Annotated in this window: 27 protein-coding genes and 1 pseudogene; 16 read left to right on the top strand and 12 right to left on the bottom strand. The window is 70.6% G+C overall.

Features of this window, described 5'->3' with window-relative positions; all coding sequences use genetic code 11:
- Positions 1 to 27: 27 nt before the first annotated feature.
- Positions 28 to 837 carry a PhzF family phenazine biosynthesis protein gene (locus QA861_RS30930; RefSeq protein WP_334591966.1) on the bottom strand — a complete coding sequence of 270 codons (810 nt, stop codon included), beginning with the start codon at positions 835 to 837 and terminating at the stop codon, positions 28 to 30.
- Positions 838 to 947: 110 nt separating this feature from the next.
- Positions 948 to 1,649, bottom strand: a complete 702-nt coding sequence (locus QA861_RS30925; RefSeq protein WP_334591965.1) for a LuxR C-terminal-related transcriptional regulator — start codon at positions 1,647 to 1,649, stop codon at positions 948 to 950.
- A gap of 195 nt (positions 1,650 to 1,844) precedes the next feature.
- Here QA861_RS30925 and QA861_RS30920 point away from each other — a divergent pair, with 195 nt between their 5' ends.
- Positions 1,845 to 2,501: a PadR family transcriptional regulator gene (locus QA861_RS30920; protein WP_334591964.1), complete on the top strand. Its 657-nt coding sequence runs from the start codon at positions 1,845 to 1,847 to the stop codon at positions 2,499 to 2,501.
- A gap of 121 nt (positions 2,502 to 2,622) precedes the next feature.
- Here the strand turns inward: QA861_RS30920 and QA861_RS30915 are convergent, their stop codons facing one another.
- Both QA861_RS30915 and QA861_RS47225 read right to left on the bottom strand, forming a co-directional pair.
- Positions 2,623 to 3,051, bottom strand: coding sequence for a type II toxin-antitoxin system Rv0910 family toxin (locus QA861_RS30915; RefSeq protein ID WP_334591963.1), 429 nt, complete (start codon positions 3,049 to 3,051; stop codon positions 2,623 to 2,625).
- Positions 3,052 to 3,167: 116 nt separating this feature from the next.
- Positions 3,168 to 3,488 carry a hypothetical protein gene (locus tag QA861_RS47225; protein WP_443041699.1) on the bottom strand — a complete coding sequence of 107 codons (321 nt, stop codon included), beginning with the start codon at positions 3,486 to 3,488 and terminating at the stop codon, positions 3,168 to 3,170.
- Between the two features lie 71 nt (positions 3,489 to 3,559).
- On the opposite strand from QA861_RS47225, the gene QA861_RS30905 reads away from it, so the two are divergent.
- From QA861_RS30905 to QA861_RS30895, 3 genes are all read left to right on the top strand, one after another.
- The gene (locus tag QA861_RS30905; RefSeq protein WP_334591962.1) at positions 3,560 to 4,141 is read left to right on the top strand and encodes a Clp protease N-terminal domain-containing protein; all 582 of its coding nucleotides are present in this window, start codon (positions 3,560 to 3,562) and stop codon (positions 4,139 to 4,141) included.
- A gap of 122 nt (positions 4,142 to 4,263) precedes the next feature.
- A complete protein-coding gene (locus QA861_RS30900) occupies positions 4,264 to 5,265 on the top strand; it encodes an EamA family transporter (RefSeq protein WP_334594896.1) in 1,002 nt (333 codons plus the stop codon).
- A 219-nt stretch (positions 5,266 to 5,484) separates the two neighbouring features.
- The gene (locus tag QA861_RS30895; RefSeq protein ID WP_334591961.1) at positions 5,485 to 6,453 is read left to right on the top strand and encodes a DMT family transporter; all 969 of its coding nucleotides are present in this window, start codon (positions 5,485 to 5,487) and stop codon (positions 6,451 to 6,453) included.
- A 19-nt stretch (positions 6,454 to 6,472) separates the two neighbouring features.
- Here QA861_RS30895 and QA861_RS30890 read toward each other — a convergent pair whose 3' ends face one another.
- Together QA861_RS30890 and QA861_RS30885 are read right to left on the bottom strand one after the other, a co-directional pair.
- A complete protein-coding gene (locus tag QA861_RS30890; protein ID WP_334591960.1) occupies positions 6,473 to 7,105 on the bottom strand; it encodes an FMN-binding negative transcriptional regulator in 633 nt (210 codons plus the stop codon).
- A 5-nt stretch (positions 7,106 to 7,110) separates the two neighbouring features.
- Entirely contained in the window at positions 7,111 to 7,884 is a 774-nt protein-coding gene (locus tag QA861_RS30885) for a pyridoxamine 5'-phosphate oxidase family protein (protein ID WP_334591959.1), read from the bottom strand.
- Between the two features lie 46 nt (positions 7,885 to 7,930).
- Between QA861_RS30885 and QA861_RS30880 the strand changes: the two genes are divergently transcribed.
- Positions 7,931 to 9,262, top strand: coding sequence for an aminotransferase class I/II-fold pyridoxal phosphate-dependent enzyme (locus QA861_RS30880; RefSeq protein ID WP_334591958.1), 1,332 nt, complete (start codon positions 7,931 to 7,933; stop codon positions 9,260 to 9,262).
- A 21-nt stretch (positions 9,263 to 9,283) separates the two neighbouring features.
- Here QA861_RS30880 and QA861_RS30875 read toward each other — a convergent pair.
- Positions 9,284 to 10,335 (bottom strand): annotated as a pseudogene (locus QA861_RS30875) (DMT family transporter).
- A gap of 38 nt (positions 10,336 to 10,373) precedes the next feature.
- On the opposite strand from QA861_RS30875, the gene QA861_RS30870 reads away from it, so the two are divergent.
- Positions 10,374 to 11,285 (top strand): LysR family transcriptional regulator, encoded by a 912-nt coding sequence (locus QA861_RS30870; protein ID WP_334591957.1) that lies wholly within the window; start codon positions 10,374 to 10,376, stop codon positions 11,283 to 11,285.
- Positions 11,286 to 11,458: 173 nt separating this feature from the next.
- Here the strand turns inward: QA861_RS30870 and QA861_RS30865 are convergent, their stop codons facing one another.
- A complete protein-coding gene (locus tag QA861_RS30865; RefSeq protein ID WP_334591956.1) occupies positions 11,459 to 11,926 on the bottom strand; it encodes a pyridoxamine 5'-phosphate oxidase family protein in 468 nt (155 codons plus the stop codon).
- 141 nt (positions 11,927 to 12,067) lie between these two features.
- Between QA861_RS30865 and QA861_RS30860 the strand changes: the two genes are divergently transcribed.
- The gene (locus QA861_RS30860) at positions 12,068 to 12,718 is read left to right on the top strand and encodes a cysteine hydrolase family protein (RefSeq protein WP_334591955.1); all 651 of its coding nucleotides are present in this window, start codon (positions 12,068 to 12,070) and stop codon (positions 12,716 to 12,718) included.
- 3 nt (positions 12,719 to 12,721) lie between these two features.
- Here QA861_RS30860 and QA861_RS30855 read toward each other — a convergent pair whose 3' ends face one another.
- Positions 12,722 to 13,159, bottom strand: coding sequence for a Rieske (2Fe-2S) protein (locus tag QA861_RS30855; RefSeq protein WP_334591954.1), 438 nt, complete (start codon positions 13,157 to 13,159; stop codon positions 12,722 to 12,724).
- A gap of 235 nt (positions 13,160 to 13,394) precedes the next feature.
- Here QA861_RS30855 and QA861_RS30850 point away from each other — a divergent pair, with 235 nt between their 5' ends.
- The 8 genes from QA861_RS30850 (at position 13,395) to QA861_RS30815 (ending at position 20,247) form a co-directional block, all read left to right on the top strand.
- Complete coding sequence (locus QA861_RS30850; protein ID WP_334591953.1) at positions 13,395 to 13,826, top strand: tautomerase family protein; 432 nt, start codon at positions 13,395 to 13,397, stop codon at positions 13,824 to 13,826.
- Positions 13,827 to 14,017: 191 nt separating this feature from the next.
- On the top strand, positions 14,018 to 14,791 hold the full coding sequence (locus QA861_RS30845; protein ID WP_334591951.1) for a HipA family kinase: 774 nt from the start codon (positions 14,018 to 14,020) through the stop codon (positions 14,789 to 14,791).
- A complete protein-coding gene (locus QA861_RS30840) occupies positions 14,788 to 15,171 on the top strand; it encodes a DUF3037 domain-containing protein (RefSeq protein ID WP_334591950.1) in 384 nt (127 codons plus the stop codon). Before QA861_RS30845 ends, QA861_RS30840 begins: the two co-directional genes overlap by 4 nt.
- A gap of 138 nt (positions 15,172 to 15,309) precedes the next feature.
- Positions 15,310 to 16,071 (top strand): 3-oxoacyl-ACP reductase FabG, encoded by a 762-nt coding sequence (gene fabG, locus QA861_RS30835; protein WP_006377683.1) that lies wholly within the window; start codon positions 15,310 to 15,312, stop codon positions 16,069 to 16,071.
- A 17-nt stretch (positions 16,072 to 16,088) separates the two neighbouring features.
- Complete coding sequence (locus QA861_RS30830) at positions 16,089 to 16,847, top strand: SDR family oxidoreductase (RefSeq protein WP_334591949.1); 759 nt, start codon at positions 16,089 to 16,091, stop codon at positions 16,845 to 16,847.
- A 339-nt stretch (positions 16,848 to 17,186) separates the two neighbouring features.
- Entirely contained in the window at positions 17,187 to 18,767 is a 1,581-nt protein-coding gene (locus QA861_RS30825; RefSeq protein WP_334591948.1) for an ABC transporter substrate-binding protein, read from the top strand.
- Between the two features lie 117 nt (positions 18,768 to 18,884).
- The gene (gene ung / locus QA861_RS30820) at positions 18,885 to 19,568 is read left to right on the top strand and encodes a uracil-DNA glycosylase (protein WP_334591947.1); all 684 of its coding nucleotides are present in this window, start codon (positions 18,885 to 18,887) and stop codon (positions 19,566 to 19,568) included.
- A 124-nt stretch (positions 19,569 to 19,692) separates the two neighbouring features.
- Positions 19,693 to 20,247 (top strand): hypothetical protein, encoded by a 555-nt coding sequence (locus QA861_RS30815; protein WP_334591946.1) that lies wholly within the window; start codon positions 19,693 to 19,695, stop codon positions 20,245 to 20,247.
- Between the two features lie 87 nt (positions 20,248 to 20,334).
- On the opposite strand, the gene QA861_RS30810 is transcribed toward QA861_RS30815, so the two are convergent.
- Together QA861_RS30810 and QA861_RS30805 are read right to left on the bottom strand one after the other, a co-directional pair.
- The gene (locus QA861_RS30810; RefSeq protein ID WP_044472878.1) at positions 20,335 to 20,832 is read right to left on the bottom strand and encodes a hypothetical protein; all 498 of its coding nucleotides are present in this window, start codon (positions 20,830 to 20,832) and stop codon (positions 20,335 to 20,337) included.
- Positions 20,833 to 20,984: 152 nt separating this feature from the next.
- On the bottom strand, positions 20,985 to 21,503 hold the full coding sequence (locus QA861_RS30805; RefSeq protein WP_334591945.1) for a DinB family protein: 519 nt from the start codon (positions 21,501 to 21,503) through the stop codon (positions 20,985 to 20,987).
- Positions 21,504 to 21,631: 128 nt separating this feature from the next.
- On the opposite strand from QA861_RS30805, the gene QA861_RS30800 reads away from it, so the two are divergent.
- The gene (locus QA861_RS30800) at positions 21,632 to 22,543 is read left to right on the top strand and encodes a Gfo/Idh/MocA family protein (RefSeq protein WP_334591944.1); all 912 of its coding nucleotides are present in this window, start codon (positions 21,632 to 21,634) and stop codon (positions 22,541 to 22,543) included.
- Here QA861_RS30800 and lnt read toward each other — a convergent pair.
- On the bottom strand, positions 22,461 to 24,035 hold the full coding sequence (gene lnt / locus QA861_RS30795) for an apolipoprotein N-acyltransferase (RefSeq protein WP_334591943.1): 1,575 nt from the start codon (positions 24,033 to 24,035) through the stop codon (positions 22,461 to 22,463). The two genes, QA861_RS30800 and lnt, sit on opposite strands and share 83 nt — an antisense overlap.
- Between the last annotated feature and the right edge of the window lie 78 nt (positions 24,036 to 24,113).

The raw sequence follows: 24,113 nt of genomic DNA, 5'->3' as shown, positions 1-24,113 counted from the left end.
GGTTTCGTACGCCCCTTCCGTGTGCCCTCAGGCGAGTAGCTCGCCGTCGATGGTGGTGACCGCTCGGCCGGTCAGCAGGGTGCGGTCGCCGCGGAGTTCCGTACGCACCAGGCCGCTGCGGGCGGAAGCCTGGAGGCCGGTGAGGTCGGTGCGGCCGAGACGCTCGGCCCAGTAGGGGGCGAGGGCGGTGTGGGCGCTGCCGGTGACCGGGTCCTCGTCGATGCCGATCCGTGGGAAGAAGCAACGCGAGACGAAGTCGTAGTCCCCGGCGGGGTCGTCGGCGCGGGCGGTGGCGATGACCCCGCGTTCCGAGTGGGCGGCGAGGGCCTTGAGGTCGGGGGCGAGAGCAAGGACCGTCTTCTCGTCGGCGACCTCGATCAGCAGGTCATCGATGTTCGGGCCGGTGTCGAAGGTCGCGAGCGGTTCGGCGCCCAGGGCCTCGGCGACCCCGGCCGGGGGTTCGACGCGGGTGAGTGGGGCGGTCGGGAAGTCGAGGGTGATGGAGCCGTCCGCTCGGGGTGTCGCGGTGAGGACGCCGCTGAGGGTGGCGAATCGTACGGGTCCCGTGTGGACGCCTGTGGTGTGCAGGACGTGGGCCGTGGCGAGCGTGGCGTGGCCGCACATCGCGACCTCGGCGGCCGGGGTGAACCAGCGCAGCGCCCAGTCGGCCTCGCCGCCGTCGGGCAGCGGGTGCGCGAACGCCGTCTCGGCGTGGTTGACCTCCAGGGCGATCCGCTGGAGGCGGGTGTCGTCCGGGAAGGCGTCGAGAAGCATGACGCCGGCCGGGTTGCCGGCGAAGGGTCGGTCGGTGAAGGCGTCGACGATTCGAATGCGCATGGGGATGACGCTAGAGGGTCGGCGGGGAGACGGGCCAAGGCCAATTTCCGGGTGCTGGACCTCGTTCGGCGGGCGCGGCGGCCGGTGGACTTGTGCGGAGGGGCGGAGCGTCAGGCCGCCGCCGGTCGGACGAGGCCGGACTCGTAGGCGAAGACCACCGCCTGCACGCGCGCGCGTGCGCCGATCTTGGCGAGGATACGGCTGACGTGGGACTTGACCGTGGTCGGTGAGATGGACAGCCGGGTGGCGATCTCGGTGTTGGACCAGCCGGCGGCGACCGCGGTGAGGACGTCGCGTTCGCGACTGGTGAGCGCGTCGAGCTCGGTCACCCGTTCCCGCGAGCCGAAGGCGCGCTCGTGCCGGACGGTGTCGATGAGCGCACGGGTGAGGCTGGGGGTGGTGACGGCGTCTCCGGCGGCCACGATACGGACGGCCGCGGTCAGTTCCTCGGGGGTGGCGTCCTGGGGGAGGAACCCGCCGGCTCCGGCGCGCAGGGCCGCGTAGGCGTGCCGCTCGTGGCCGGTGGGCGTCAGGACCAGCACGCGCGGGCCGTGTTCTGCCGCTCTCGAGGGCGCGGCGGCCGGCAGCGGCGTGGGGGGCCGGCTGACACGACGGATGACATCGACGCCGTCCGTGTCGATCACCAGGCTGTCCATCAGAACGACGTCGGGTCCGAGCGCGGCGCTCATGCGAACGGCCTCGGCGCCGCTTGTCGCCTCGCCGACGACGGTCAGGTCGGGCTGGGCCGCCAGGAGCATACGCAGTCCGAGACGCTGCAGGGACTGGCGATGTACGACGAGCACGGAGGCCATGGGGGGCACTCTCCTTGTACGAAACCGTTTCGTTCACTTCGATGTTGTCAGCCTAGCTTCCGCCGCTATCGAAACGTCATCGTTTCTACTGTGGCCTGGGTCACTTCTTGGTGGGGGTTGTCGTTCGCGCTATTCCGATATATCGTTGACGCATCGCGACAGATCAACGACAAGACAACGAATGGAGTGGTTGCGATGCGTTCCCATGGAGAGGAATTCGGTCCGGGCTTCGGTCCCGGGCACGCACACGGTCATGGCGGCCCCCGAGCCTTCGGGCGGGGCGGCTTCGAGGGGCGGCGAGCCGCCTTCGGGCCCTTCGGTCCCGGTTTCGGCGGTCCCGGCGGTCCTGGTGGACCCGGCTTCGGCCCGGGGCCCTGGGGCGGGCGCGGCGGCCGGGGCGGACCGCGGGGCAGGGCGCGGCGCGGTGACGTCCGCGCGTCGATCCTGGCTCTGCTGAAGGACCGGCCCATGCACGGCTACGAGATGATCCAGGAGATCGCCGAGCGCAGCGGAGGGGCGTGGAAGCCCAGCCCCGGCTCGGTCTACCCCACCCTTCAGTTGCTGGAGGACGAGGGCCTGATCGTCAGCGAGAGCGACGGCGGCAAGAAGCTGTTCGCGCTCACCGAGTCCGGCCGCACGGCCGCCGACGAGGGCCCCGAAGCGCCCTGGGAAGAGGCCGGGCGCGGCGTCGACTGGGAGGCGCTGAACGACATCCGCCAGGCCGGCGTCGGTCTGATGGAGGCCTTCGGCCAGGTCTGGAAGACGGGCAGCAAGGAGCAGCGCGAGAAGGCGCTCACGGTGATAAACGAAGCGCGCAAGAAGCTGTACCTGATCCTCGCCGACGAGGACTGATGGGTCGCCCTCGGAGACGTGACCGCTCCCGGCGGCGTGTCCCCCAGTGCGCACAGGCGCCCCGCGGAAGTGTCCGCGGGGCGCCTGCGTGCTGTCTGTCGTACGGTCATGACGGCCGGGCTCAGCTCACCAGGCCGGACAGCTTGCGCAGGGACTCGTTGAGGGCGGCCGTCCCCGAGTCCTTCAGCTTTCCGGCCATCAGGGAGACGGCCGCGCCGGTGAACTCGCCGTCGATACGGACCGTCGTGGCGTCGCCGTCGGGGGTGAGGGTGTAACGCGTGGCGACGGTCACGGCCATCGGGCCCTTGCCCCGGATGGCCAGCGTGCGGGCGGGCTCCAACTCCGCGATGGTCCATTCGACCTCGGCCGGGAAGCCCATCAGCTTCATGTTCTCCTCGAAGGTGCCGCCGACCTCCAGGGCGGAGGGGCCGCCCTTCGGGAAGCTCGTGTGGGTCGCGTTCCACGCTCCGTACGCCGACCAGTCCGTCAGCTGCGCCCAGATCTTCTCCGCCGGTGCCTGGATCTGTGCCTCCGCGCTTATTTCGGCCATGCGACCACCTCTGTGTCTCGGGCTGCGGTGTCGCGGAACGTAGTCGCAAGGGCCGGAACATTCAATACTGACGAGTCGTCAGAAAAAGTCGCGGCGAGCCGACGGACGGGACCGGCTCACCCGACCCGCCGTATCACGGCCGCGTCGAACAGGTCCCACGCGCGCGGGAAGGGGCTTTCGTCGTGACAGTGCCATGCCTCCCAGAACAGGTCGGCGAGCAGCGCGTCCTCCGGGGCGTACACCCGGTACACGTACTGCCTCCCGTCCGTGGCCGGCAGCGCCACCAGCCAGCACCTCTCCATGTTGGTGTGGGACGTGGGAGGGGGTGCTCCGGTTGCGCCCAGGGCGTGCGGAATGAGCGTGCGCGCCCCTTGCGTCGACTTCGTGCGGAGCGGCGTGATGTCCTCCGTAAGGAGGAGATCACGCCGTCGGTGCACACCCTCCGTGGGACAAGGAAATGGTGCGTCGCGAGGATGACCGCGAGTGCGGGGACTGATGGGGTGGGGGTGTGCAATCCCGTATTCCCCGGCAGTCGACCACCGAGCACGGCGCGAACCGCTTGGACAACGATGCCAGGCTCACTTCCGAGCTGGCAGCGGTGGTCTCCGGCGCGCGCAGACGGGCGCTGCGGGACGGAGACCGGCAGATCGACACGGCCCATCTGCTGCACACGCTCCTCGAGTCCGATCCCGAGGTGCGCGCGGTGTTCGAGGGCGGCGACCCGCAGGTCGCACGGCTGCTCGGCTATCTCGTGCAGCGCAGCATCGGCTACGGGTTGCGCTGGCAGGGCTCGGTCGAGGATTCCGGGGCGCTGCCCGTGCTGCCGGGGGCGGCGAGAACGACTGGCTGGTCGCCGGTCGCGGCGAGCGCGTTGGAGGAGGCGTGCGAACGGGCCGCGCGACGCGGTGACGCACCGGCCCGCGGCGTCGATCTGCTCGCGGCGATCATCGGAGATCCCCAGTCCAGGGCCGTCGAGGTGCTGCGACGGGGCGGAGTCGACGCACGGGAGCTGCCGGAACGGCTGAGGCAGGCCGAGCTGAAGGCGGCCGGGTGCGAGGAGTACGCCGAGGGGCTCGACGGTTACCGCTGAGGCGTGAGCCCCTGCGGCCCCTGCGGCCCCTGCGGGCCTGGTCGCCAGGCCTCCGTGGGACGGTCCAGTCGGTGAGACAGGTGTCATCGGGAGTGACGCTCATGTCGTCGCCTGCCATCATGGTGCCGGTGCGTACGTCAGGGAGTGGTGAGGTCGGTCGGGGCAAGGGCGTGGGGCTCGGGCTCGCGCTGGTGTCGGCGGTCGCTTTCGGCGGGTCCGGGGTCGCGGCCAAGCCGTTGATCGAGGCGGGCCTCGATCCGTTGCACGTCGTGTGGCTGCGGGTGACGGGTGCGGCCCTGGTGATGCTGCCCCTGGCCGTGCGGCACCGTGCGCTGGTGCGCCGGCGGCCCGCGCTGCTCGCCGGGTTCGGACTGCTCGCCGTGGCCGGGGTCCAGGCCTGTTACTTCGCCGCGATCTCCCGGATCCCGGTCGGGGTCGCCCTGCTCGTCGAGTACCTCGCACCCGCCCTGGTGCTGGGTTGGGTGCGGTTCGTGCAGCGGCGGCCCGTGACCCGTGCCGCCGCGCTCGGTGTCGTCCTCGCGGTCGGCGGCCTCGCCAGTGTCGTCGAGATCTGGTCCGGGCTCGGCTTCGACGCCGTGGGGCTGTTGCTCGCGGTCGCCGCCGCCTGCTGCCAGGTCGGCTACTTCGTCCTGTCCGATCAGGGCAGCGACGCGGGCGACGAGGCGCCGGACCCGCTCGGTGTCATCGCGTACGGCCTGCTGGTCGGCGCCCTTGTGCTGACCGTCGTGGCGCGACCGTGGCGCATGGACTGGTCGGTGCTCGCGGGCACCGCGCACATGAACGGCACACCCGTCGCGGCCGAGCTGCTGCTGGGCTGGATCGTGCTGGTCGCGACGGTCGTCGCCTACGTCACCGGCGTCCTCGCCGTGCGGCGGCTCTCGCCGCAGGTCGCCGGGGTGGTGGCGTGTCTGGAGGCGGTCATCGCGACCGTACTGGCCTGGGTGCTGCTGGGCGAACATCTTTCGGCTCCCCAGATCGCGGGGGGTGCGGTGGTGCTTATGGGGGCGTTCATCGCACAGTCGTCGGCGCCTGCCAAGGGGTCGGCGGAGCCGGTCGCCCGAGGATCCGAAAAGGATGTGGCGGCCGGTCGTACCGCCGCATAGGGTCGCGATCATGCACGCGCGCGCACTCGTCCTTCCGCCTCCGGCCGCCTGAGGCGGGCTCTCCCGAGAACATGCCCGACGTATCGCCGTCGGGCTGAACGGTGCTGCCCGCAGACGAAGCCAGAGGACCCCGTAAAGCCCTGAGGGTTCGGGTCCTTTCGTCAACTTCCGCGCGGCGGCCGGCCTTCGGACGGTCTTCGCGCGTCTGCGGAGACTCTCGTGTCGAATGCTGTTTCCGGTCTGCCCGTCGGGCGAGGCCTGCTCTTCCTGACCGTCGCAGGTGCCGCGTGGGGCACTGCGGGCGCCGTCGCCTCCCTTGTCTACCGGGTGAGCGATCTGGGCCCTGTCGCCCTCTCCTTCTGGCGCTGCGCGGGCGGCTTCGTGCTGCTGCTCATCGCCCGGTCACTGCGTCGCAGTCCGGCTGCCAGCAGTCCGGCTGTCGGGCCCGAGCCGTGGCGCCGAAAGGCCCTGCGGGCCGGGGTCACCGGGTTCCTGCTGGCCGTGTTCCAGACCGCGTACTTCGCGTCCGTCCAGGCCACCGGCCTCGCGGTCGCCACCGTCGTGACTCTCGGCGCCGGGCCCGTCCTCATCGCGCTCGGCGCCCGGCTGACCCTGGGCGAACGGCTGGGGGCGGGCGGAACCGTCGCCGTCGCCGGGGCGCTCGCCGGGCTCACGGTGCTGGTGCTGGGCAGCGACGGCGCTCAGGTGCGGCCGTCGGGTGTCGTATGGGCCCTGGTGTCGGCGGCCGGGTACGCGGCGATGACCCTCCTCACCCGGTGGTGGGGGCGGGACGGCGGTACGGACGCGTTCGCCACGTCCGTCAGGGTCTTCGGCGTCACGACGCTCTGCCTGCTGCCGCTGGGGCTCGCCGAGGGGCTGCTGCCGCACACCGGCGACGGCCTGCAGTTCGCCGGGCTTCTGGTGTACATCGCCGCCGTGCCGACCGCGCTGGCGTACGGGTTGTACTTCGCCGGAGCGGCCGTCGTCCGGTCGGCGACCGTTTCCGTGGTCATGCTCCTGGAGCCGGTGAGCGCGGCGGTTCTCGCCGTCACTCTGCTCGGTGAACGGCTGACGGCGGCGACGGTCGTGGGCACCCTGATGATGCTGGGCGCGGTGGCCGGGCTCGCGGTGGCGGAGACGCGGGGCGCGAGTGGGTCGAGGTGCTCGTCGATTTGCTCGTCGACGTGACAGGGGGAGGTCCGCTTCGTCACAGCCCCCGCCTGCGCCGCTGAACCGTCAGTGCTTCCGCGTCCCCTGGGCCGCCCCGCGCCGCGAGCCCGGCCGCGATACGGTCCTGGACCTCCGTCGGCTTCTTCTCGGCGTACTTGAACTTCGCCCGTACGTCCGTCACTTCGAGCCTGATGCCACGGATACCGGCGAGCATCCGCCCGAACGGTTCCTCGCCCACCGCCACTCGCGCCGAGCCGCCTTCCGGCTGGAAGTGGCCCACCTGGCGGTTGAGCAGGGCGGCCTTCTCCGCCGGGTCGTCCACGACGTGGGCGGTGCAGCGGAGTTGGACCGCCGAGTAGAAGCTCGTCGGCGTCCCGTGCTCGGACGGACCGTCCGGCGCGGCCTGCCAGGGTCCGGGGACGAACGTGTAGTCGTCGACCACACTGAGCAAAACGACCGGGTTCCTCTCCAGCGCGGGCCAGAGAGGGTTCGGGCGAGCCAGATGGGTGACGGCCTCGGCGCGATCGGCGTCGTACGCGAAGTGCAGCGGCTGGACGTACGGCGCCTCGCCCGGCAGACCGTTGACGGAGAGCTGGCCGAAGTCGTGCGCGGACAGCCACTGTTGCCATTCCGCGTCGTCGCGCGGCGCGTCCCAGGGGTGGATCAGCATCTGGATCAGCGAGCCGCGAGGTAGGCCGGGAGCCGGGTGTCGGGGGCCAACTCCGGGTCGGCGACCGGGGTTTCGTAGCCCTTGCGCAGTGGGACCACGCCGGCCCAGTGGGGGAGCGCGAGGTCCTCCGGCTCGTCGTTCACCCCGCCCGTGCGCACCTTGGCGGAGACCTCGGCGAGGTCGACGCGGATCACGGAGGTGGCGGCCAGCTCCTTGGCGTTGGCGGGCCGCGAGTCCGCGGAGCGGCCTGCCACGACGTGGTCGACCAGGGCGTCCAGGGCCATGCGCTTCTCGTCGGGGTCCGTCACCTGGTGGGCGATGCCGTGGACCACCACCGAGCGGTAGTTGATCGAGTGGTGGAAGGCGGACCGGGCCAGGATCAGCGCGTCCACGTGCGTGACCGTCAGGCACACCGGAAGGCCCGGGTCGGCCTGGCCCGTCATCCGCAACGGGCGCGAACCCGTCGACCCGTGCACGTAGAGGCGCTCACCGACCCGCCCGTACAACGTCGGCAGGACGACCGGCGCGCCGTCCCGGACGAACCCGAGGTGGCAGACGTACCCCTCGTCGAGGATCGCGTGCACCGCCTCCTTGTCGTACGACGCCCGGCCGGGGGAGCGGGTGGGGACCGTGCGGTCGGTCGAGGTGTAGGTGTCGGCGGAGGGTAGCGGGGAGGACTGATCAACTCCCCGCGGTGTCGCTGCCTGAATGGCGTCCTGCGCGTCCTGCGCGTCCTGCGTGCCCGCTGCGTCCCGTGCGTCCTGTGTGGTCCCCGACATGATGGTCTCCTTGCGGGCTAGATTGCACTAGTGCATAATCTGTGTTGTGCTAGGAGAATATCCGATCAAAGGTCGAGGTGCGGCAGAGATTTCCGCGAGCGTCGAAGGCGCGGTGGGTGCCGGCGAGCTGGAACCCGGGCAACTGCTGCCCCCCATGCGGGAGTTGGCGGAGCGGCTCGGCGTGAATCCGAACACCGTCGCCGCCGCCTATCGGACACTGCGTGAACGCGGGGTCATCGAGACCCATGGGCGGCGCGGCAGCCGGGTGCGCTCCAAACCGGCCACCACCGGGCGCGAGTACATCCGGGTGGAGGTGCCGACCGGTGTGCGGGACGTGGCGCACGGCAACCCCGATCCGGCGCTGCTGCCGTCACTGGCGGCGGCGTTCGCGGCGGCGGGTGAGCAGGGTGACCGGGCGCCGGTGCTCTACGGAGACGCCATCGTGGAGCCGGAGCTGGCCCGGATCGCCCGCGCCGACCTCGACACCGACGGCGTGCCGGACGGTCCCCTCGCCGTCACCTCCAGCGCGCTGGACGGCATCGAGCGCGTCCTCGCCGTACACCTCAAACCCGGTGACACGGTGGCCGTCGAGGATCCGGGGTGGGGCGGGCTGCTGGACCTCGTGCCAGCGCTCGGGCTGCGCATGGTCCCGGTGGGCGTCGACGACCAGGGCCCGATCGCCGAGGACGTACGGCGGGCGCTGGCGGCCGGGGCACGGGCGCTGATCGTCACCGACCGGGCGCAGAACCCGACCGGGGCCGTGGTGAGCGCCACGCGCGCGCGTGCCCTGCGTTCCGTGCTCCGGGAGCACCCGGAGACCCTGCTCGTCGAGGACGACCACGGCTACCGGATCGTCGACCAGCCCCTCCACCCGCTGGCCGGGGTCACCCGGCACTGGGCGTTCGTCCGCTCGGTCGCCAAGGCGTACGGCCCTGATCTGCGTCTCGCCGTGCTCACCGGGGACCCCGTCACCGTCGACCGGGTCCTGGGGCGGCAGCGACTCGGGCCGGGCTGGGTGAGCCGGCTGCTGCAACGGGCCGTCGTGCGGCTGTGGGCGGATGGCGCGCTGGACGCGCGCGCGGTGGCCTCGGCGTACGGGCGGCGCCGGGACGCGCTGATCGACGCGCTGGCGCGGCGCGGGGTCGCGGCCCATGGGCGCAGTGGACTCAACGTGTGGATTCCCGTGCCGGACGAGACCGGCGCGGTCGCCCGGCTGCTGCACGCCGGCTGGGCCGTAGCCCCCGGCGCGCGCTTCCGGATGAACGCCCCTTCCGGTATCCGGGTGACCGTCGCGACACTGACCCCGCAGGAGACGGGCCCGCTGGCGGACGCCATCGCCGAAGCTGTGCGACCGGCGCAGGCGCGGACCTACGTCTGAGCGGGTCCGGTCGGCGCTGTGCTAGGCGGGGACTTGTGGCTGGGGCTCAGCTCGACGCCGGCGGCGACGGCCGGGGCTGGCCTGGGTGAGTGCCGCCCCGGCCAGGACCACCACCGCGCCCACCGGTGTCGACCAGGCCAGGGTCTCGCCGAGCAGCGTGACGCCCGCGACCGTGGCGATGACCGGGATGAAGTACGTGACCATCTGGGCGGTCGTCGGCCCCGTCTCGGCGACCAGGCCGTACTGGAGCAGCATCGCGAACCCTGTGCCCAGCGCGCCGAGGGCGACGATCGCGAGCAGCGGCCCGAGCGCGACGCGGTCGGGTATCTCGGTGAACAGCGGTGTCACCAAGGCCAGTTGAAGGGTGGCCAGCAACAGCTGGGCGCCGCTGAGTGACAGATGGGAGTGACTTGACCCCGCCAGCGTACGGCGGACGTAGATCCAGCCGATCGGATAGCTGAGCGAGGCCAGGAGTGCCAGTGCCGTGCCCGTCGCGTCCAGGCCGTGGAAGCCCTGCCAGGCGCCCAGAACGGTCAGCACGCCCAGGAAGCCCAGGCCTAGACCGGCCACCCGCACCCGCGTCGGCCGGTCTTCCGAGAGTGCGACCAGCGACAGGGCCATGCCCCACAAGGGTGAAGTCGCGTTGCAGATGCCGGCCAGGGTTGACGGGATCGTCAGCTCCGCGTACGCGAACAGCGAGAACGGCAGCGCGTTCAGCAGGAACGCGGTTACCGCGAGGTGCCCCCATGTGCGTGCGCCGCGCGGCAGCCGCTCCCGCTTCACCGCCAGCGCCGCCGCCAGGACCGCCGTACCGAACAGCAGCCGGCCGAAGGTGACCTGGAACGGTGCGAACCCCTGCGTACCGACCTTGATCAGCAGGAAGCTGAGCCCCAGATCAGGGACAGCACGCCGAAGCGCACGCGCCAGTCGAGGGTGGAGCGGTGGTGGCCCGGGTTGGCGGAGGTGGGCGCGGGCGGTGGCGTAGGGCGGGGCGGGGGCGCCGGTGTCGTGCGCTTCGGGGTGGTGAGGCGGCTCATACAGCCCACGATCCCGGAGTCGATCTCGTAGCGCAAGCGAGTATGTGTTCGGCTTATCTCGTAGAATCGCTTACATGTTGAATCTGGAGCGCCTGCGTACCCTCGACGCCCTCGCCCGGCACGGCTCGGTCAGCGGGGCGGCCGAGGGGCTGCATGTGACGACGTCGGCCGTCTCGCAGCAGATGTCCAAGCTGGAGCGCGAAGTGGGGCAGCAGCTCCTGGCCAAGAACGGGCGGGGTGTGCGCCTCACCGACGCCGGGCGGCTGCTCGCGGACCACGCCGCGCGCATCCTCTCCCAGGTCGAGCTGGCCCAGTCGGACCTGGAGGCACAGCGTGGGCAGGTGGTGGGTGAGCTGCGGCTCTCGGCGTTCCCGACCGCCGCGCGCGGACTGTTCCCGGCCGCGCTCGCGGCCCTGCGCGCGGAGCACCCCGGGTTGCGGCTGCGCTCGTGCGAGCTGGAACCGGAGGCCGGGGTCGCCGGGGTGGTGCGCGGGGACCTCGACCTGGCGGTCGTGCTCGACTGGTACAACAAGCCGATGCCGCTGCCCGACGGTCTGGTGAAGGCGGCGATCCTCGACGACCCGGCGGACGTGGCGATGCCGGTGGGCCATCCGCTCGCCGGTCGCGGCGAGGTGGACCTGGAGGAGTTCGCCGAGGACGAGTGGATCACGTGGGGCGAGGGCGAGTTCTGCCACGAGTGGCTGATGTTCACGCTGCGGTCCAAGGGTGTCGAGCCGTGCATCGGGCACCGTGCGGCGGAGACGCATACGCAGCTGGCGCTGGTCGCGGCGGGGCTCGGGGTGTGCATCGCGCCGCTGCTGGGGCGTCATCCCGTGCCCGCGGGAGTGGTCACCGTTCCGCTGCGGCAGCGGGTGCGGCGGCATGTGTACGTGGTGTGGCGGGCGGATGCGGATCGACGGCCGTCGATCCGGGCGGCGGTGGGCGCGTTGCGGGGGGTGGGGCAGGCGGTGGGGGGTGTGTCGTAGAGGGGTTCGCCCCCGCCGCCCTTACCCTTCCCATCCCGTTCCTGGGGGCTGCGCCCCCAGACCCCCCTGTCGGCCCTGAAGGGGCCTTGTCGTCAATCGCCGGACGGGCTGGGGGTGCGGGCCGGCGCTGGAGGGGTGCCGCCCCGTGTTGAGCACGCCCTGAAGAAAGCCCGCTACTGCGGGGGCAGTTTGCTGAAGTCCCAGGAGATCGTTTTTTCCGGGGTCAGGCGGATCCACGCGTGTCTGCCGTCGTGGGGCATCTCGTCCAGGCGGAAGTTCTTGCGGGCGAACAGCGTTTCGGGGACGTCCAGTTCGGCGCGCAGTTCCCCGGTGCGCGGCGACTCGCCGACGAACTCGACGGTGCCGGACAGTTCGACGCCGCGAAGTTCGTCGTACTCCTCGCCCGTGTCGACGACGATCGCGACCTTCGGGTTCCGGGACAGGTCGGTCCAGCGCTTGCTGCGGACCACCGAGTACAGCCACATCGAGATGCCGTCCCAGGCGAACCACAGCGTGCTCACATGCGGCGCGCCGGTGGCCGACACGGTGGCGACCCGGCAGGTGCGCTGGGTCGTGAGGAACTCGTCCAGCTCGCCCGGCGTCATCATGATCTTCCGGCCTCGGCGCTGAGCCACGGTCATGTGATCCCCCTCTTGCTCGTGTTGTCTCGCGTCGTTTCGCGTCGTTTCGGGTCAGAAAAGTGAATCGGGCTGTCTTCCGCCCGTACGCGGTGGGCGTTAGTCTCCCCCGCCCGTCCATACGGTCCGCGACCAGGGAGCGCCATGCCGTCGTACGAACAGCTCAGCGAACTCCTCGACCCCGCGACCACGGTCCTGCTCACCGTCGAGTGCCAGCAGGGCGTAGTCGGCCCGGACAGCGCCCTGCCCGAACTCGCCGGGGAGGCACGGTCGTCGGGGGCGCTCGGCCAGGTCGCCAGACTGGTCGAGGCCGCCCACGAGACCGGTGTCCAGGTCATCCACGCCATCGCCGAACGGCGTTCGGACGGCCGGGGCGCCAACCACAACGCCCGGCTGTTCCGCGCCGCCGAGCGGCTCCCCGTCCAGCAGCTCTCGGGCACCACCGCGGTACGCGTCGCACCGCCGATCGAGGTCGCCGACGAGGACTTCGTCGTACGGCGGCTGCATGGCCTGTCGCCGATCCAGGGCACCGACGTCGACGCCCTGCTACGCAACCTGGGCTGCCGCACGCTGATCGTGACCGGCGTCTCGGCCAACGTCGCGATTCCCAACGCCGTGTTCGACGCCGTGAACCGTGGATACACCGTCGTCGTGCCCAGGGACGCCATCGCGGGGGTGCCCTCCGACTACACCCCCGCGATGATCCGCAACACCCTCGCGCTGGTCGCCACGGTCGCGACCACCGACGAGGTGCTGGCCTGTCTCAAGCGGCCTCGCCGCGCCGGGCGAGGGTGATGGTCAGGCGAGTGTGATGGAGTCCCCGGACACGGTGATCGACTCGGCGGCCAGCGCCGTGGTCGCCGGGCCCTTCTTCACGCTGCCGTCCGCGACCGAGAACTCGCTGTTGTGGCACGGGCAGGTGATGACGCCGTTGGTGATGCCCGTCACCGCACAGCCCGCGTGCGTGCACTTCGACGAGAACGCCTTATAAGTGCCCGCCGTCGGCTGGGTGACCACCACACCCTGGTCCTTGAATATCTTGCCGCCACCCTCCGGGATGTCGGAGGTCTTGGCGAGGGCGGTGCCGGCGGCGGCGCCCTGCTCGGTGGCGGAGGCCGACGAGTCGTCCTCCGACCCGCACGCGGTCAGCGCGACGGCGAGCCCCGCCGCGCCGGCCGCCGCCATGACCGTACGACGACCCGGTCCCGATACGGGCTGAAGCGAGGCGCTGCTCATGCTGACGTTCCTTCCGGAGGCGATTGCTGATGCGTACGAAGATACGAACCCTGCGCGCGCGCCGTTCAGGCGGCCCGGGCACAAGGCCGCGAACGTGCCTCAGTCGTCCAACCGCTCGGCCCGCCCGGCCAGTGCCCCCTCTGATCAGAAGACACGCCCCGTAACGATGCGGTCGCGCGACCGGCGGTCCGCATTTGTCTGCGCCGGTGTGCGCGTCAGACAAGGAGATCCCGTCATGTCGATCATCCGGCTCACCGTCCCGTCAGGCTCCCTCAGTGAGAAGGGACGCGAGACCGTCCAACGGGACCTGGCCGGCGCCCTGCTGCGCTGGGAGGGAGCGCCGGACACGCCGTTCTTCCGGGCCCAGCTGTGGAGTTACCTCGTCGAACTGCCCGCAGGAGCGCAGACCACCGCCGAGGACGACGCACCCCGCTTCCTCATCGACGTGACGGTCCCTCGGGGCGCGCTCTCGGAGGACGGGAAGGCCGGCCTGGTCCGGGACGCCACGACGACCGTGCTCTCGGCTGCGGGGCTCACCGAGGCCGACGCGTCGCGGGTGTGGGTGCTGGCGCACGAGCAGCCCGACGGGACCTGGGGCGCGGGCGGGTCCGTCATCCGCTACGCCGACCTCGTAGCCATCGCCCGAGGGCAGCGCGCCGAGGACTGAACAGGCTGCTCCAACGGCAGCTGTCAGTCGCGCCGCCCGGCGACTACTCGCCTCGTCCGCCATCACCCTTGGTCACTATGCTCGCTTCATGCCGGAGGCCGGCCAGGGCTGTTGACGGACTGTTCCCGCCAGGGCGTCTCTCCGGCAGTGTTCGCGGAAATCAAGGTTGAAGAGATGGGTGGCCTGGGAAAATGCTGAAAGAGGTCACCGCGACCCGCTTCATCACGCCCCTGCGGGAGGGCGGTTCACTGCCGGGACTCGTCGAGGGCGACGATCTCGGGACGTACGTCATCAAGTTCACCGGCGCGGGACAGGGTCGCAAGACACTCGTCGCCGAGGTCGTCTGTGGTGAGCTGGCCCGGCGGCTGGGGCTGCGGGTGCCCGGGCTGGTGACGGTCGCCCTCGACCCGGTGCTGGGCCTCGGCGAGCCCGACCAGGAGGTGCAGGGGCTCCTCAGGTCGAGCGGTGGCACCAACCTCGGCATGGACTTCCTGTCGGGGGCGCTCGGCTTCGACCCCCTCGCCTTCGAGGTGAGTGCCGAGGACGCCGGGCGGGTGGTGTGGTTCGACGCGCTCGTCAACAACGTCGACCGGTCCTGGCGCAACCCCAACCTGCTGATGTGGCACGGCGACCTGTGGCTCATCGACCACGGCGCCACGATGATCTGGCACCACAACTGGCCCGGCGTACAGGCGTCCGCCGCCAAGCCGTACGACGTCTCCGAGCACGCACTCGCCCGGTTCGGCCCGGACATCGCCTCGGCCGCCGCCGAACTGGCGCCGCTGGTCACCGAGGAGCTGCTCGCCGAGGTGACCGCGGAGATCCCCGACACGTGGCTCGCGGACGAACCCGGGTTCGACTCGCCGGACGCGCTCCGGCGGGCCTACGCGGAGCCGCTCCTCGCGCGCGCCGCCGTCATCCACGAGCGACTCAAGGGCGTTACGGGCTTCGAGGGGGAGAAGTGAGCGAGCGGGACGTCTTCGAGTACGCGCTGCTGCGGGTCGTACCGCGGATCGAGCGCGGTGAGTGCTTCAACGTCGGCGTCCTGGTGTACTGCCGTGCCAGGTCCTTTGTCGCGGCGCGTACGCATCTGGACGAGGGCAAGCTGCGGGCGCTGGACCCCGAGGCCGACGTGGCCGGTGTGCGGGCGTCGCTGCATGCCGTGGAAGGGGTCTGCGCGGGAGGGGAAGCAGCGGGTCAGGCCGGGTTGGACGATGCCGGTCGGCGGTTTCGCTGGCTGATCGCGCCGCGCTCGACGGTGGTCCAGCCTGGGCCCGTGCACACGGGGCTCACGGCGGATCCGATGGCCGAGACGGAGCGACTGCTGGCTCTGCTGGTCAGGTAATGGCTCACACCGGAGTGACATGGCGTTGACACCGGGTGCCAGGACTTCTAGCGTCACGGGTACTGAAGGTACTAAGCGGTCGCTCACCTGAGGGCGTACCGTGGACCGCAGGCTTTTCAAGGGCGAGGAGAACCAGCAATGTCCACCACTGAGCAGCGGGTCGCCGTGGTCACCGGCGGTGCGCGCGGCATCGGCGCCGCGACCGCCGTACGACTGGCGGCGGAGGGCCGCGCCGTCGCGGTGATCGACCTCGACGAGGCCGCCTGCAAGGACACCGTCGAGAAGATCACCGCAGCCGGTGGCAAGGCGATCGCCGTCGGCTGCGACGTCTCTGACGAGGCGCAGGTCGCGGCCGCGGTCACGCGCATCGCCGAGGAACTGGGCGGACCCACGATCCTCGTCAACAACGCGGGCGTCCTGCGCGACAACCTGCTCTTCAAGATGAGCGTGTCCGACTGGGACACGGTCATGAACGTGCACCTGCGCGGAGCCTTCCTGATGTCGAGGGCGTGTCAGAAATACATGGTGGACGCCAAGTTCGGCCGGATCGTCAACCTGTCCTCCTCCTCCGCCCAGGGCAACCGGGGCCAGGTCAACTACTCGTCCGCCAAGGCCGGTCTCCAGGGCTTCACCAAGACCCTCGCCCTCGAACTCGGCAAGTTCGGCGTCACCGCGAACGCCGTCGCCCCCGGGTTCATCGCCACCGACATGACCGCCGCCACCGCCGAGCGCGTCGGCATGGGCTTCGAGGACTTCAAGGCCGCCGCCGCGACCCAGATCCCCGTGCAGCGCGTGGGCACTCCGGACGACATCTCCAACGCGATCGCCTTCTTCACGGACGAGGCCGCCGGATTCGTCTCCGGCCAGGTGCTGTACGTCGCCGGCGGACCGCTCGACTAGGGCCGGGGAACAAGAACATGACCACAGTGGAACTCTCGGGCAAGGTCGCCCTCATCACGGGCGCCAGCCGGGGCATCGGCTACGGCATCGCGGAGGCGCTCCTCGCGCGCGGTGACCGGGTGTGCGTCACCGGACGCAACGAGGACGCGCTCAAGGAGGCCGTCGAGGCACTCGGTGCGGACCGGGTCATCGGCGTGGCGGGCAAGGCCCACGACGAGGCCCACCAGGCCGTCGCCGTCGAGCGCACCCTTGAGGCGTTCGGGCGCGTCGACTTCCTCGTCAACAACGCCGGTACGAACCCGGTGTTCGGGCCGATCGCCGACCTCGACCTCAACGTGGCGCGCAAGGTCTTCGAGACCAACGTCGTCTCGGCGCTCGGCTTCGCCCAGAAGACCTGGCACGCCTGGCAGAAGGAGAACGGCGGGGCGATCGTCAACATCACGTCCGTCGCGGGTCTCTCGGCCTCGCCGTTCATCGGCGCCTACGGCATCAGCAAGGCCGCGATGGACAACCTGACACTGCAGCTGGCGCACGAGTACGCGCCCGGGGTGCGGGTCAACTCGATCGCGCCGGCCGTCGTGAAGACGAAGTTCGCGCAGGCGCTCTACGAGGGCCGCGAAGAGGAGGCGGCCGCCGCCTACCCGCTCGGCCGGCTCGGCGTACCTTCCGACATCGGGGGTGCCGCCGCGTTCCTGACCTCGTCCCAGGCCGACTGGATCACCGGCCAGACGCTCGTGGTCGACGGAGGAATCTTCCTCAAGGCCGGCAACGGCTGACGTACCGGTGCGGAGTGGGGCGGGCGCTCGTCGGAAGACGGGCGCCCGCGTCCGTACTCGGAGTTACTCGGGGGTAATCGGGCGGCGAATTTTGACGTCCGCTTTGCCATTTACCGGAAGATGCGTGGCGAAAAGCCTGTATGTCGGCCGCTGCAAACTTATGCGTGTCACCTGACAGAAAAAGCTCCGGTGTCGACGTCCGAGGTCACACCGTCCGAGGGCGGTGTCGCGCGATACGCGCTGATCAAGTGGCCTTCCAAGAAGCTGGACCACCCGGTGGGGCACTGCGGTATGGTCTGCCGACCGTTGGCTTGGTATGGCAGATCGAGGAGCGTGCACGTGTTCAACCGGAACCGGGGCCTGCGGCAGTTGGCGACAGCCGCGTCCATATCCATGGTCGCCGGATGCGGAGTCTTCTCCTCCGATTCCTCCAACGAGGGCAAGCCGATCGTCGTGGGGACGACCAGCGAGCCCAGCACACTGGATCCGGCCGCCTCCTGGGACAACTCGTGGGAGCTGTTCCGCAACGTGCACCAGACGCTGCTCAACTTCGACACCGGCGGGACCGAGCCCGAGCCCGACGCCGCCAAGAGCTGCGAGTTCACCGACAGTTCGAGCACGGTGTACAGCTGTGAGCTGCGCGAGGGCCTGAAGTTCTCCGACGGACACGACCTGGACGCGCGGGCGGTCAAGTACTCCATCGACCGGATCAGGACGATCAACGTCAACGGCGGCCCGGCCGGTCTGCTGACCAGCCTCGACCGGATCGAGCTGAAGGGCGACCGCGGGATCGTCTTCCACCTGAACCAGGCCGACGCGACCTTCCCCTTCGTGCTCTCCACGCCCGCCATGTCGATCGTGGACCCCGAGGAGTACCCCGCGAAGTCCCTCCGCCGGGACGGCAAGGTCGACGGTTCAGGGCCCTACACCCTGGAGTCCTACAACGAGGGCGACAAGGCGGTACTCGTCAGGAACGACCGCTACAAGGGCATCGCGGCCCCCAGGAACGACGCCGTCACCATTCGCTACTTCCAGAAGTCGTCCGAGATGGCCGACGCCCTCCGGGACAAGTCGATCGACGTCGTCTACCGAGGTCTCAGCGCCGACGACATCGTCGACATCGAGGACAACGAGAAGGCGGAGGGCCTCCAGCTCGTCGAGAACGCCACCACCGAGATCAGTTACCTGGTGTTCAACCCCAAGGATCCCTGGTCCAGCAAGCTCTCGGTCCGTAAGGCGATCGCCCAGCTCGTCGACCGCCCGGCGCTCGCCCACAACGTCTACAAGGACACCGTCGAGCCGCTGTACTCCATGATCCCCAAGGGGCTGATCGGCCACACCACGGGCTTCTTCGACAACTTCGGGAATCCCAGTTCCTCCAAGGCCAGGCAGATCCTCCTGGAGGACGGCGTCACCGAGCGGGTGCCGCTCACCCTCTGGTACACGAGCGACCGCTACGGCTCCCAGACCAAGCCGGCCTTCGAGGAACTGAAGCGACAGCTGGAGGACTCCGGCCTGTTCACCGTGACGCTCAAGAGCCGCCCCTGGAAAACCTACGTGGACGGCTACCAGAAGGGCGAGTACCCGGTGTTCGGGCGCGGCTGGTTCCCCGACTTCCCCGACGCCGACAACTTCATCGCCCCGTTCGTGGGTGAGCAGAACGCCCTCGGTACGCCGTACACGTCCCCCGAGATCACCGGTGTCCTGCTGCCCGAGTCCCGCCGCGAGAGCGACCGCGGGGCCGTGGGCGACGAGTTCAAGAAGGCTCAGCAGATCCTCCTGGACGACGCCCGGCTGCTGCCGCTGTGGCAGGGCAAGCAGCATGTGGCGGCGAGCGAGGAGATCGGTGGCGCCGAGGTGTCCATCGACCCGGCGACGATGATGGTGATGTGGCAGCTGTACTGGAAGACCAGCTGGTAGCGGAGCCCGAGGCCGGAGCGCGGCCGGTGCCCGCGCCCGTTGGCGGTGACCCGTTGTCAGTGGGCGCCGGTAGGTTCTTCGATGAGTGGAACACACCGCACATCGGAGGAAGTTCACGTGACCGACATCGCCATGCTGCCCGAGTCCTGGCGCGGCGTCCTGGGTGACGAGCTGCAGCAGCCCTACTTCAAGGAGCTGACCGAGTTCGTCGAGGAGGAGCGGGCGAAGGGTCCTGTCTATCCTCCGCGCGACGAGGTGTTCGCCGCGCTCGCCGCGACGCCGTACGACAAGGTGAAGGTCCTGATCCTCGGTCAGGATCCCTACCACGGCGAGGGGCAGGGCCACGGCCTGTGCTTCTCGGTCCGCCCCGGGGTGAAGACCCCGCCCTCTCTCCGCAACATCTACAAGGAGATGAAGGAGGAGCTGGGCACGCCCGTTCCTGACAACGGCTATCTGATGCCGTGGGCCGAGCAGGGCGTGCTGCTGCTCAACGCGGTGCTCACGGTCCGTTCCGGCGAGGCCAACTCGCACAAGGGGAAGGGCTGGGAGAGGTTCACGGACGCGGTGATCCGGGCCGTGGCCGACCGTCCCGACCCGGCGGTGTTCGTCCTGTGGGGCAACTACGCGCAGAAGAAGCTCCCGCTGATCGACGAGGAGCGGCACGTGGTGGTGAAGGGGGCGCACCCGTCGCCGCTGTCGGCGAAGAAGTTCTTCGGCTCGCGCCCGTTCACCCAGATCAACGAGGCGGTGGCCGGCCAGGGGCACGAGCCGGTCGACTGGACGATTCCCGACCTGGGCTGAACCCGGAGCGGTGAGCCGTGTCGCCGGGCCGGTGCCGTACCGGCCCGCCTGACGGTGATTGTCAGTGCCTGGAGTTAGCGTCGGGAAAGGACAACGGGCACAGCGGACGAGGGTGGAGGGTGCGGTGACGGAGCGGCAGGAACAGGTGGCACCGGATGCCATGATGACCAGGATCGGACAGGCCGTCATGTTGCATCACGGCGGTGACCGCGAGGAGGCCCGGGGGCGTCTCCTGGGGCTGTGGGCGGAGATCGGCGCGGCCGGCGACCCCTTGCACCGCTGCACACTGGCGCACTACATGGCCGACACGCAGGACGACCCCTCGGACGAACTGGCGTGGGATCTCCGGGCGTTGTCGGCGGCGCAGGAGCTGTCGGACGAACGGGTCGCTGAGGTCGTCCGGCACGAGGGGGCGCTGGCGGTGCGCGCCCTGTACCCGTCGCTGCATCTGAACCTCGCCGCCGACTACGTGAAGCTGGACCGCCCCGACGCCGCCCGGACCCACATCCGCCGCGCCCGAGGCGCGGCCGACGCGCTGGGCGACGACAGTTACGGCGACGGGGTCAGGGCAGCCATCGGGCGGCTGGAACTGCGGCTGGGGGAGGGGGACTCCTCCGGGGGAGACTCTTCCGACGGACCGGAAGGGGATTCCTGGGGGCCGCCCAGGCAGCGGCCCTGAGCAATCCCGGACGGCTCCGGGGGATGTCTGCCCGTCAGCAGCCCCGCCCGGACCGCTCGGCCGATCTCCTGACCGATCCCTGCGCGCTCAACGCCCGTACGCCTCCTTGCAGATGACCGTCTGGGGGCTGTCCTTGCCCCAGCCTCCGTACTTCCTGCCGAGGGCGCACACGTCCGTGTTCTCGCGTACCGGGCGGGACACCTCGGGGAGCTCGACACGGGGCTGGGTGTGGCGGCGCTGCGGCTTCGGCGGGCGCTTCTTCGGCTTGGTCCGGCGGGGCGGAGGCGGAGCGGCGGCCGGTGGGGGCGCGGGTGCCGCGGCGGCAGGGCGGTGCGGCTCGCCCACGGCTCGCGGTGTCCGCGGGGCCTGAGGGGGTTCGCGGTCGGGGCCGATGAGCTCCAGTGCCTCCCGCGCTGGGGCCTGCACGATCTGGGGTTCGGCCCGGCCGTCCGGACGGGGCACCGACGGCTGGGACGGCGCCGGGAGCGGGCCGGGAGCGGTCGGGTGCTGGATCGTGACGCAGCCGGAGAGGGCCGTGACAGCCACAGTTACCAGGAGCGTTGCGGTGGTCGTCGTTCGGTGCACCCGCGCAACTCTGCTGTGTCCGGCCCGTTTCGGAACCGTGGACGACCGGAGGATGCCCCACACGGGTGATCTCCGGCCCCTTACGGAGGGGGCGAGGGGGTCCCGGCTGACGGCCGGGGCCCGTCCGAAGCGCGCCCCTTCGCCGGCTCGCCTCAGTCGCCGGTCGTTCCGTCGGCCCGTTCGCGGAGCAGGTCGGCGTGGCCGTTGTGGCGGGCGTACTCCTCGATCATGTGCGTGTAGATCCAGCGCAGGTTGAACGGTTCGTCACCGCGCCTGTTCCGGCCCTTCGAGAGGTCGTCGAGACCGAAGCCGGCGGCATTCCGCCGAGCGGTCTCGATCTCGGCCTGCCAGGTGCCGTACGCCTCCGCCCAGGTGTCCGCCTCGGTCAGGTGGAACTCGCCGTCCGGGTCCTGCTCGCTGTAGTAGATCGGGCCCGCGTCCTCTGCCACCAGGACCCTGCGGAACCAGCTGCGCTCGACCTCCGCCATGTGCCGCACCAGACCCATCAGGGAGAGCTCGGAGGGTTCGACCGATGCCGCCCTGAGCTGGGCGTCGGCAAGGCCCTCGCACTTCCACGCCAGGGTCTGCCGGTGGTAGTCCAGCCAGCCCTCCAGCATGGTGCGTTCGTCGGCGTTCTGGGCGGGCTCACTGCGCGGAACCTGTGTCGTCATGCAGGCATGATCGCTCACCGCGACCGCCCCCACCATGTGTTATCCGCCGGGCTCGGCCCACCCTCGAGACCTCCGACGGCCGTATGCTTCCCGGATGACCCCGGCAGGCAACCACTGAAGGAGACCCCGTGAAGGTCGGCTGCATCGGACTCGGTGACATCGCGCGGAAGGCGTATCTGCCGGTGCTGGGCGCGCGGCCCGAGGTCGAACTGCATCTGCACACACGGACTCCCACGACACTCACCAGGGTCGCCGACGGCCTGCGTCTGCCGGCCGGGCAGCGGCACGAAGGCCTCGACGAGCTGATCGCCCAGGGTCTCGACGCGGCCTTCGTGCACGCGCCCACCGTCGTGCACCCGGAGATCGTGACCAGGCTGCTGGAGGCGGGCGTACCGACGTACGTCGACAAGCCGCTCGCGTACGAACTCGCCGAGTCGGAGCGGCTGGTGAGGCTGGCGGAGGAGCGTGGTGTCTCGCTCGCCGTCGGGTTCAACCGGCGCTTCGCACCCGGATACACCCAGTGCGCCGACCACCCGCGCGAGCTGATCCTCATGCAGAAGAACCGCATCGGCCTGCCCGAGGAACCCCGCGCGATGATCCTCGACGACTTCATCCACGTCGTGGACACGCTGCGGTTCCTGGTGCCGGGCCCGATCGACGACGTGACCGTGCGCGCCCGCACCGAGGGCGGCCTGCTGCACCACGTGGTGCTCCAGCTCGCCGGGGACGGCTTCACCGCGCTCGGCGTGATGAACCGGCTCAGCGGCTCGGCCGAGGAGATCCTCGAAGTGTCCGGGCAGGACACCAAACGTCAGGTGATCAACCTCGCCGAGGTGATCGACCACAAGGGGCAGCCCACCGTACGGCGGCGCGGCGACTGGGTGCCGGTGGCGCGGCAGCGCGGAATCGAACAGGCCGTGCTCGCCTTCCTCGACGCCGTGCGCACGGGCAGGGTGCTCAGCGCCCGGGACGCACTGGCGACCCATGAGCTGTGCGAACGGGTGGTACGAGCGGTGGGGAAGCGGACCGACGTCGCCTGAGCAGGCCCAGGCCCTCGACGGCACCCAGGACGACGATGACGAGGACGGCCGAGTGCACCGGCCAGTCACCGAAGCGGACGTACGGCGTGACACCCCGGGCCAGTGGTACGTCGTACACCGCCGAGGTGTTCGCGTCGGTGCCGAGCCAGGAGCCGACGCGCTCGCCGCTCGGGCCGTAGACGGCGGAGACGCCGGTCAGCGTGGCGTGGACCATGGGCCGGCCGGTCTCGGCTGCGCGTAGGGCCGCGATCGACGCATGCTGCTCGGGGGCCCAGCTGTGCTGGAACGACGAGGTCGACGACTGCGCGACGAGCAACTCGGCGCCGTCCTGCGCGAGATGGCGGCTCATGTCCGGGAACGCGGATTCGAAGCAGACCATGGGCCCGATACGCAGTCCGTGCCCGACGTTCATCACCACCTGCTCGGTGCCGCGTTTGCGGTCCTCGCCCGCCGCCTTGCCGACGGAGGTGGCCCAGCCCAGCAGCGAACGCGCCGGAACGTACTCACCGAAGGGCACGAGCCGCATCTTGTCGTACCGGTCACCGGTGGGGCCGTCAGGACCGACCAGCACCGAACTCTTGTAGATGCCGGGCCGGTCGGAGCGTCTGGCGTCGACATTGACGAGGATGTCGGTCCCGGTCGTGCGCGAGAGCGATGCGAGCCGTTTCGCCAGGTCGGGGCGGTCGGCCAGGTCGTAGCCGACGCTGCTCTCGCCCCAGACGATCAGATCGACGTCCTGGCCGGCCAGCCGGCGAGTGAGTGACTCCTCCAGCGCGAACCGCTTCCCGGCGCTGTCGGCCCCGTCGACGATGCCCGGCTGGACGACGGCGATCCGCACCCGGCCGTCCGCCTCCGGACGCGGTGACCACACCCAGGCCGCGGAGGTCACCGCGGCGGTGGCGACGAGCCCGGCCACGGCCGGAACCCGGGACGCGCGCACGGCGACCAGCACCGCGACCGCCACGTTCACAGTCACCACCAGGAAGCTGAGCAGCCACACCCCGCCGAACGAGGCCAGTCGCAGCGCGGGCGCCACCTGCCACTGGCTGGATCCGATCATGCCCCAGGGGCCGCCCAGCCCCTGCCACGAGCGGACCAGCTCGACCATGAGCCACGCCGACGGCAGCACGACGAGCCCGGCGGCGATCCGCCCGGCCGACGCGCCGACCGCCAGGAACCGACGTACGAGCAGACCCCAGGGTGCCCACAGTGCGCCCAGCAGCGCCGCGAGGACGAAGATGAACACATGCAGGCTCGGCAGCAGCCAGTGATGCACCGCCACCATGAACCCCAGGCCGCCGAACCAGCCGTCGTACGCCGCGCGTTTGCTGGTCGGCGCGGACCGGACGAGCAGGATCCAGGGCACGAGCGCGACGTACGCGAACCACCACAGGGCGGGCGCCGGGAAGGCGAACATCGGCAGGGCACCGGCCAGTGCGGCGACGACGGAACGCCGCCAAGGGGAGGCGAGCCAGCGGTCGGGCAGTTTCATACGGCGCCTCCTACCAGTCGGTTCCCAAGGATCACCGGGTCAACTACCCAGTGGGTCCCCCCTTACGTGTGTCCAGTG

This window comes from Streptomyces sp. B21-083, assembly GCF_036898825.1.
Lineage (GTDB): Bacteria > Actinomycetota > Actinomycetes > Streptomycetales > Streptomycetaceae > Streptomyces.
The sequence above is the reverse complement of the archived record's forward strand: the minus strand, read 5'-3'. Positions and strand labels throughout refer to the sequence as shown.

Excerpts from the sequence above, each read along its gene's own strand:
- QA861_RS30930 (WP_334591966.1), bottom strand. The coding sequence starts at position 837 with ATGCGCATTCGAATCGTCGACGCCTTCACCGACCGACCCTTCGCCGGC.
- QA861_RS30925 (WP_334591965.1), bottom strand. The coding sequence starts at position 1,649 with ATGGCCTCCGTGCTCGTCGTACATCGCCAGTCCCTGCAGCGTCTCGGA.
- QA861_RS30920 (WP_334591964.1), top strand. The coding sequence starts at position 1,845 with ATGCGTTCCCATGGAGAGGAATTCGGTCCGGGCTTCGGTCCCGGGCAC.
- QA861_RS30915 (WP_334591963.1), bottom strand. The coding sequence starts at position 3,051 with ATGGCCGAAATAAGCGCGGAGGCACAGATCCAGGCACCGGCGGAGAAG.
- QA861_RS30890 (WP_334591960.1), bottom strand. The coding sequence starts at position 7,105 with ATGCTGATCCACCCCTGGGACGCGCCGCGCGACGACGCGGAATGGCAA.
- QA861_RS30885 (WP_334591959.1), bottom strand. The coding sequence starts at position 7,884 with ATGTCGGGGACCACACAGGACGCACGGGACGCAGCGGGCACGCAGGAC.
- QA861_RS30870 (WP_334591957.1), top strand. The coding sequence starts at position 10,374 with ATGTTGAATCTGGAGCGCCTGCGTACCCTCGACGCCCTCGCCCGGCAC.
- QA861_RS30865 (WP_334591956.1), bottom strand. The coding sequence starts at position 11,926 with ATGACCGTGGCTCAGCGCCGAGGCCGGAAGATCATGATGACGCCGGGC.
- QA861_RS30860 (WP_334591955.1), top strand. The coding sequence starts at position 12,068 with ATGCCGTCGTACGAACAGCTCAGCGAACTCCTCGACCCCGCGACCACG.
- QA861_RS30855 (WP_334591954.1), bottom strand. The coding sequence starts at position 13,159 with ATGAGCAGCGCCTCGCTTCAGCCCGTATCGGGACCGGGTCGTCGTACG.
- QA861_RS30850 (WP_334591953.1), top strand. The coding sequence starts at position 13,395 with ATGTCGATCATCCGGCTCACCGTCCCGTCAGGCTCCCTCAGTGAGAAG.
- QA861_RS30845 (WP_334591951.1), top strand. The coding sequence starts at position 14,018 with ATGCTGAAAGAGGTCACCGCGACCCGCTTCATCACGCCCCTGCGGGAG.
- fabG (WP_006377683.1), top strand. The coding sequence starts at position 15,310 with ATGTCCACCACTGAGCAGCGGGTCGCCGTGGTCACCGGCGGTGCGCGC.
- QA861_RS30830 (WP_334591949.1), top strand. The coding sequence starts at position 16,089 with ATGACCACAGTGGAACTCTCGGGCAAGGTCGCCCTCATCACGGGCGCC.
- QA861_RS30805 (WP_334591945.1), bottom strand. The coding sequence starts at position 21,503 with ATGACGACACAGGTTCCGCGCAGTGAGCCCGCCCAGAACGCCGACGAA.
- lnt (WP_334591943.1), bottom strand. The coding sequence starts at position 24,035 with ATGAAACTGCCCGACCGCTGGCTCGCCTCCCCTTGGCGGCGTTCCGTC.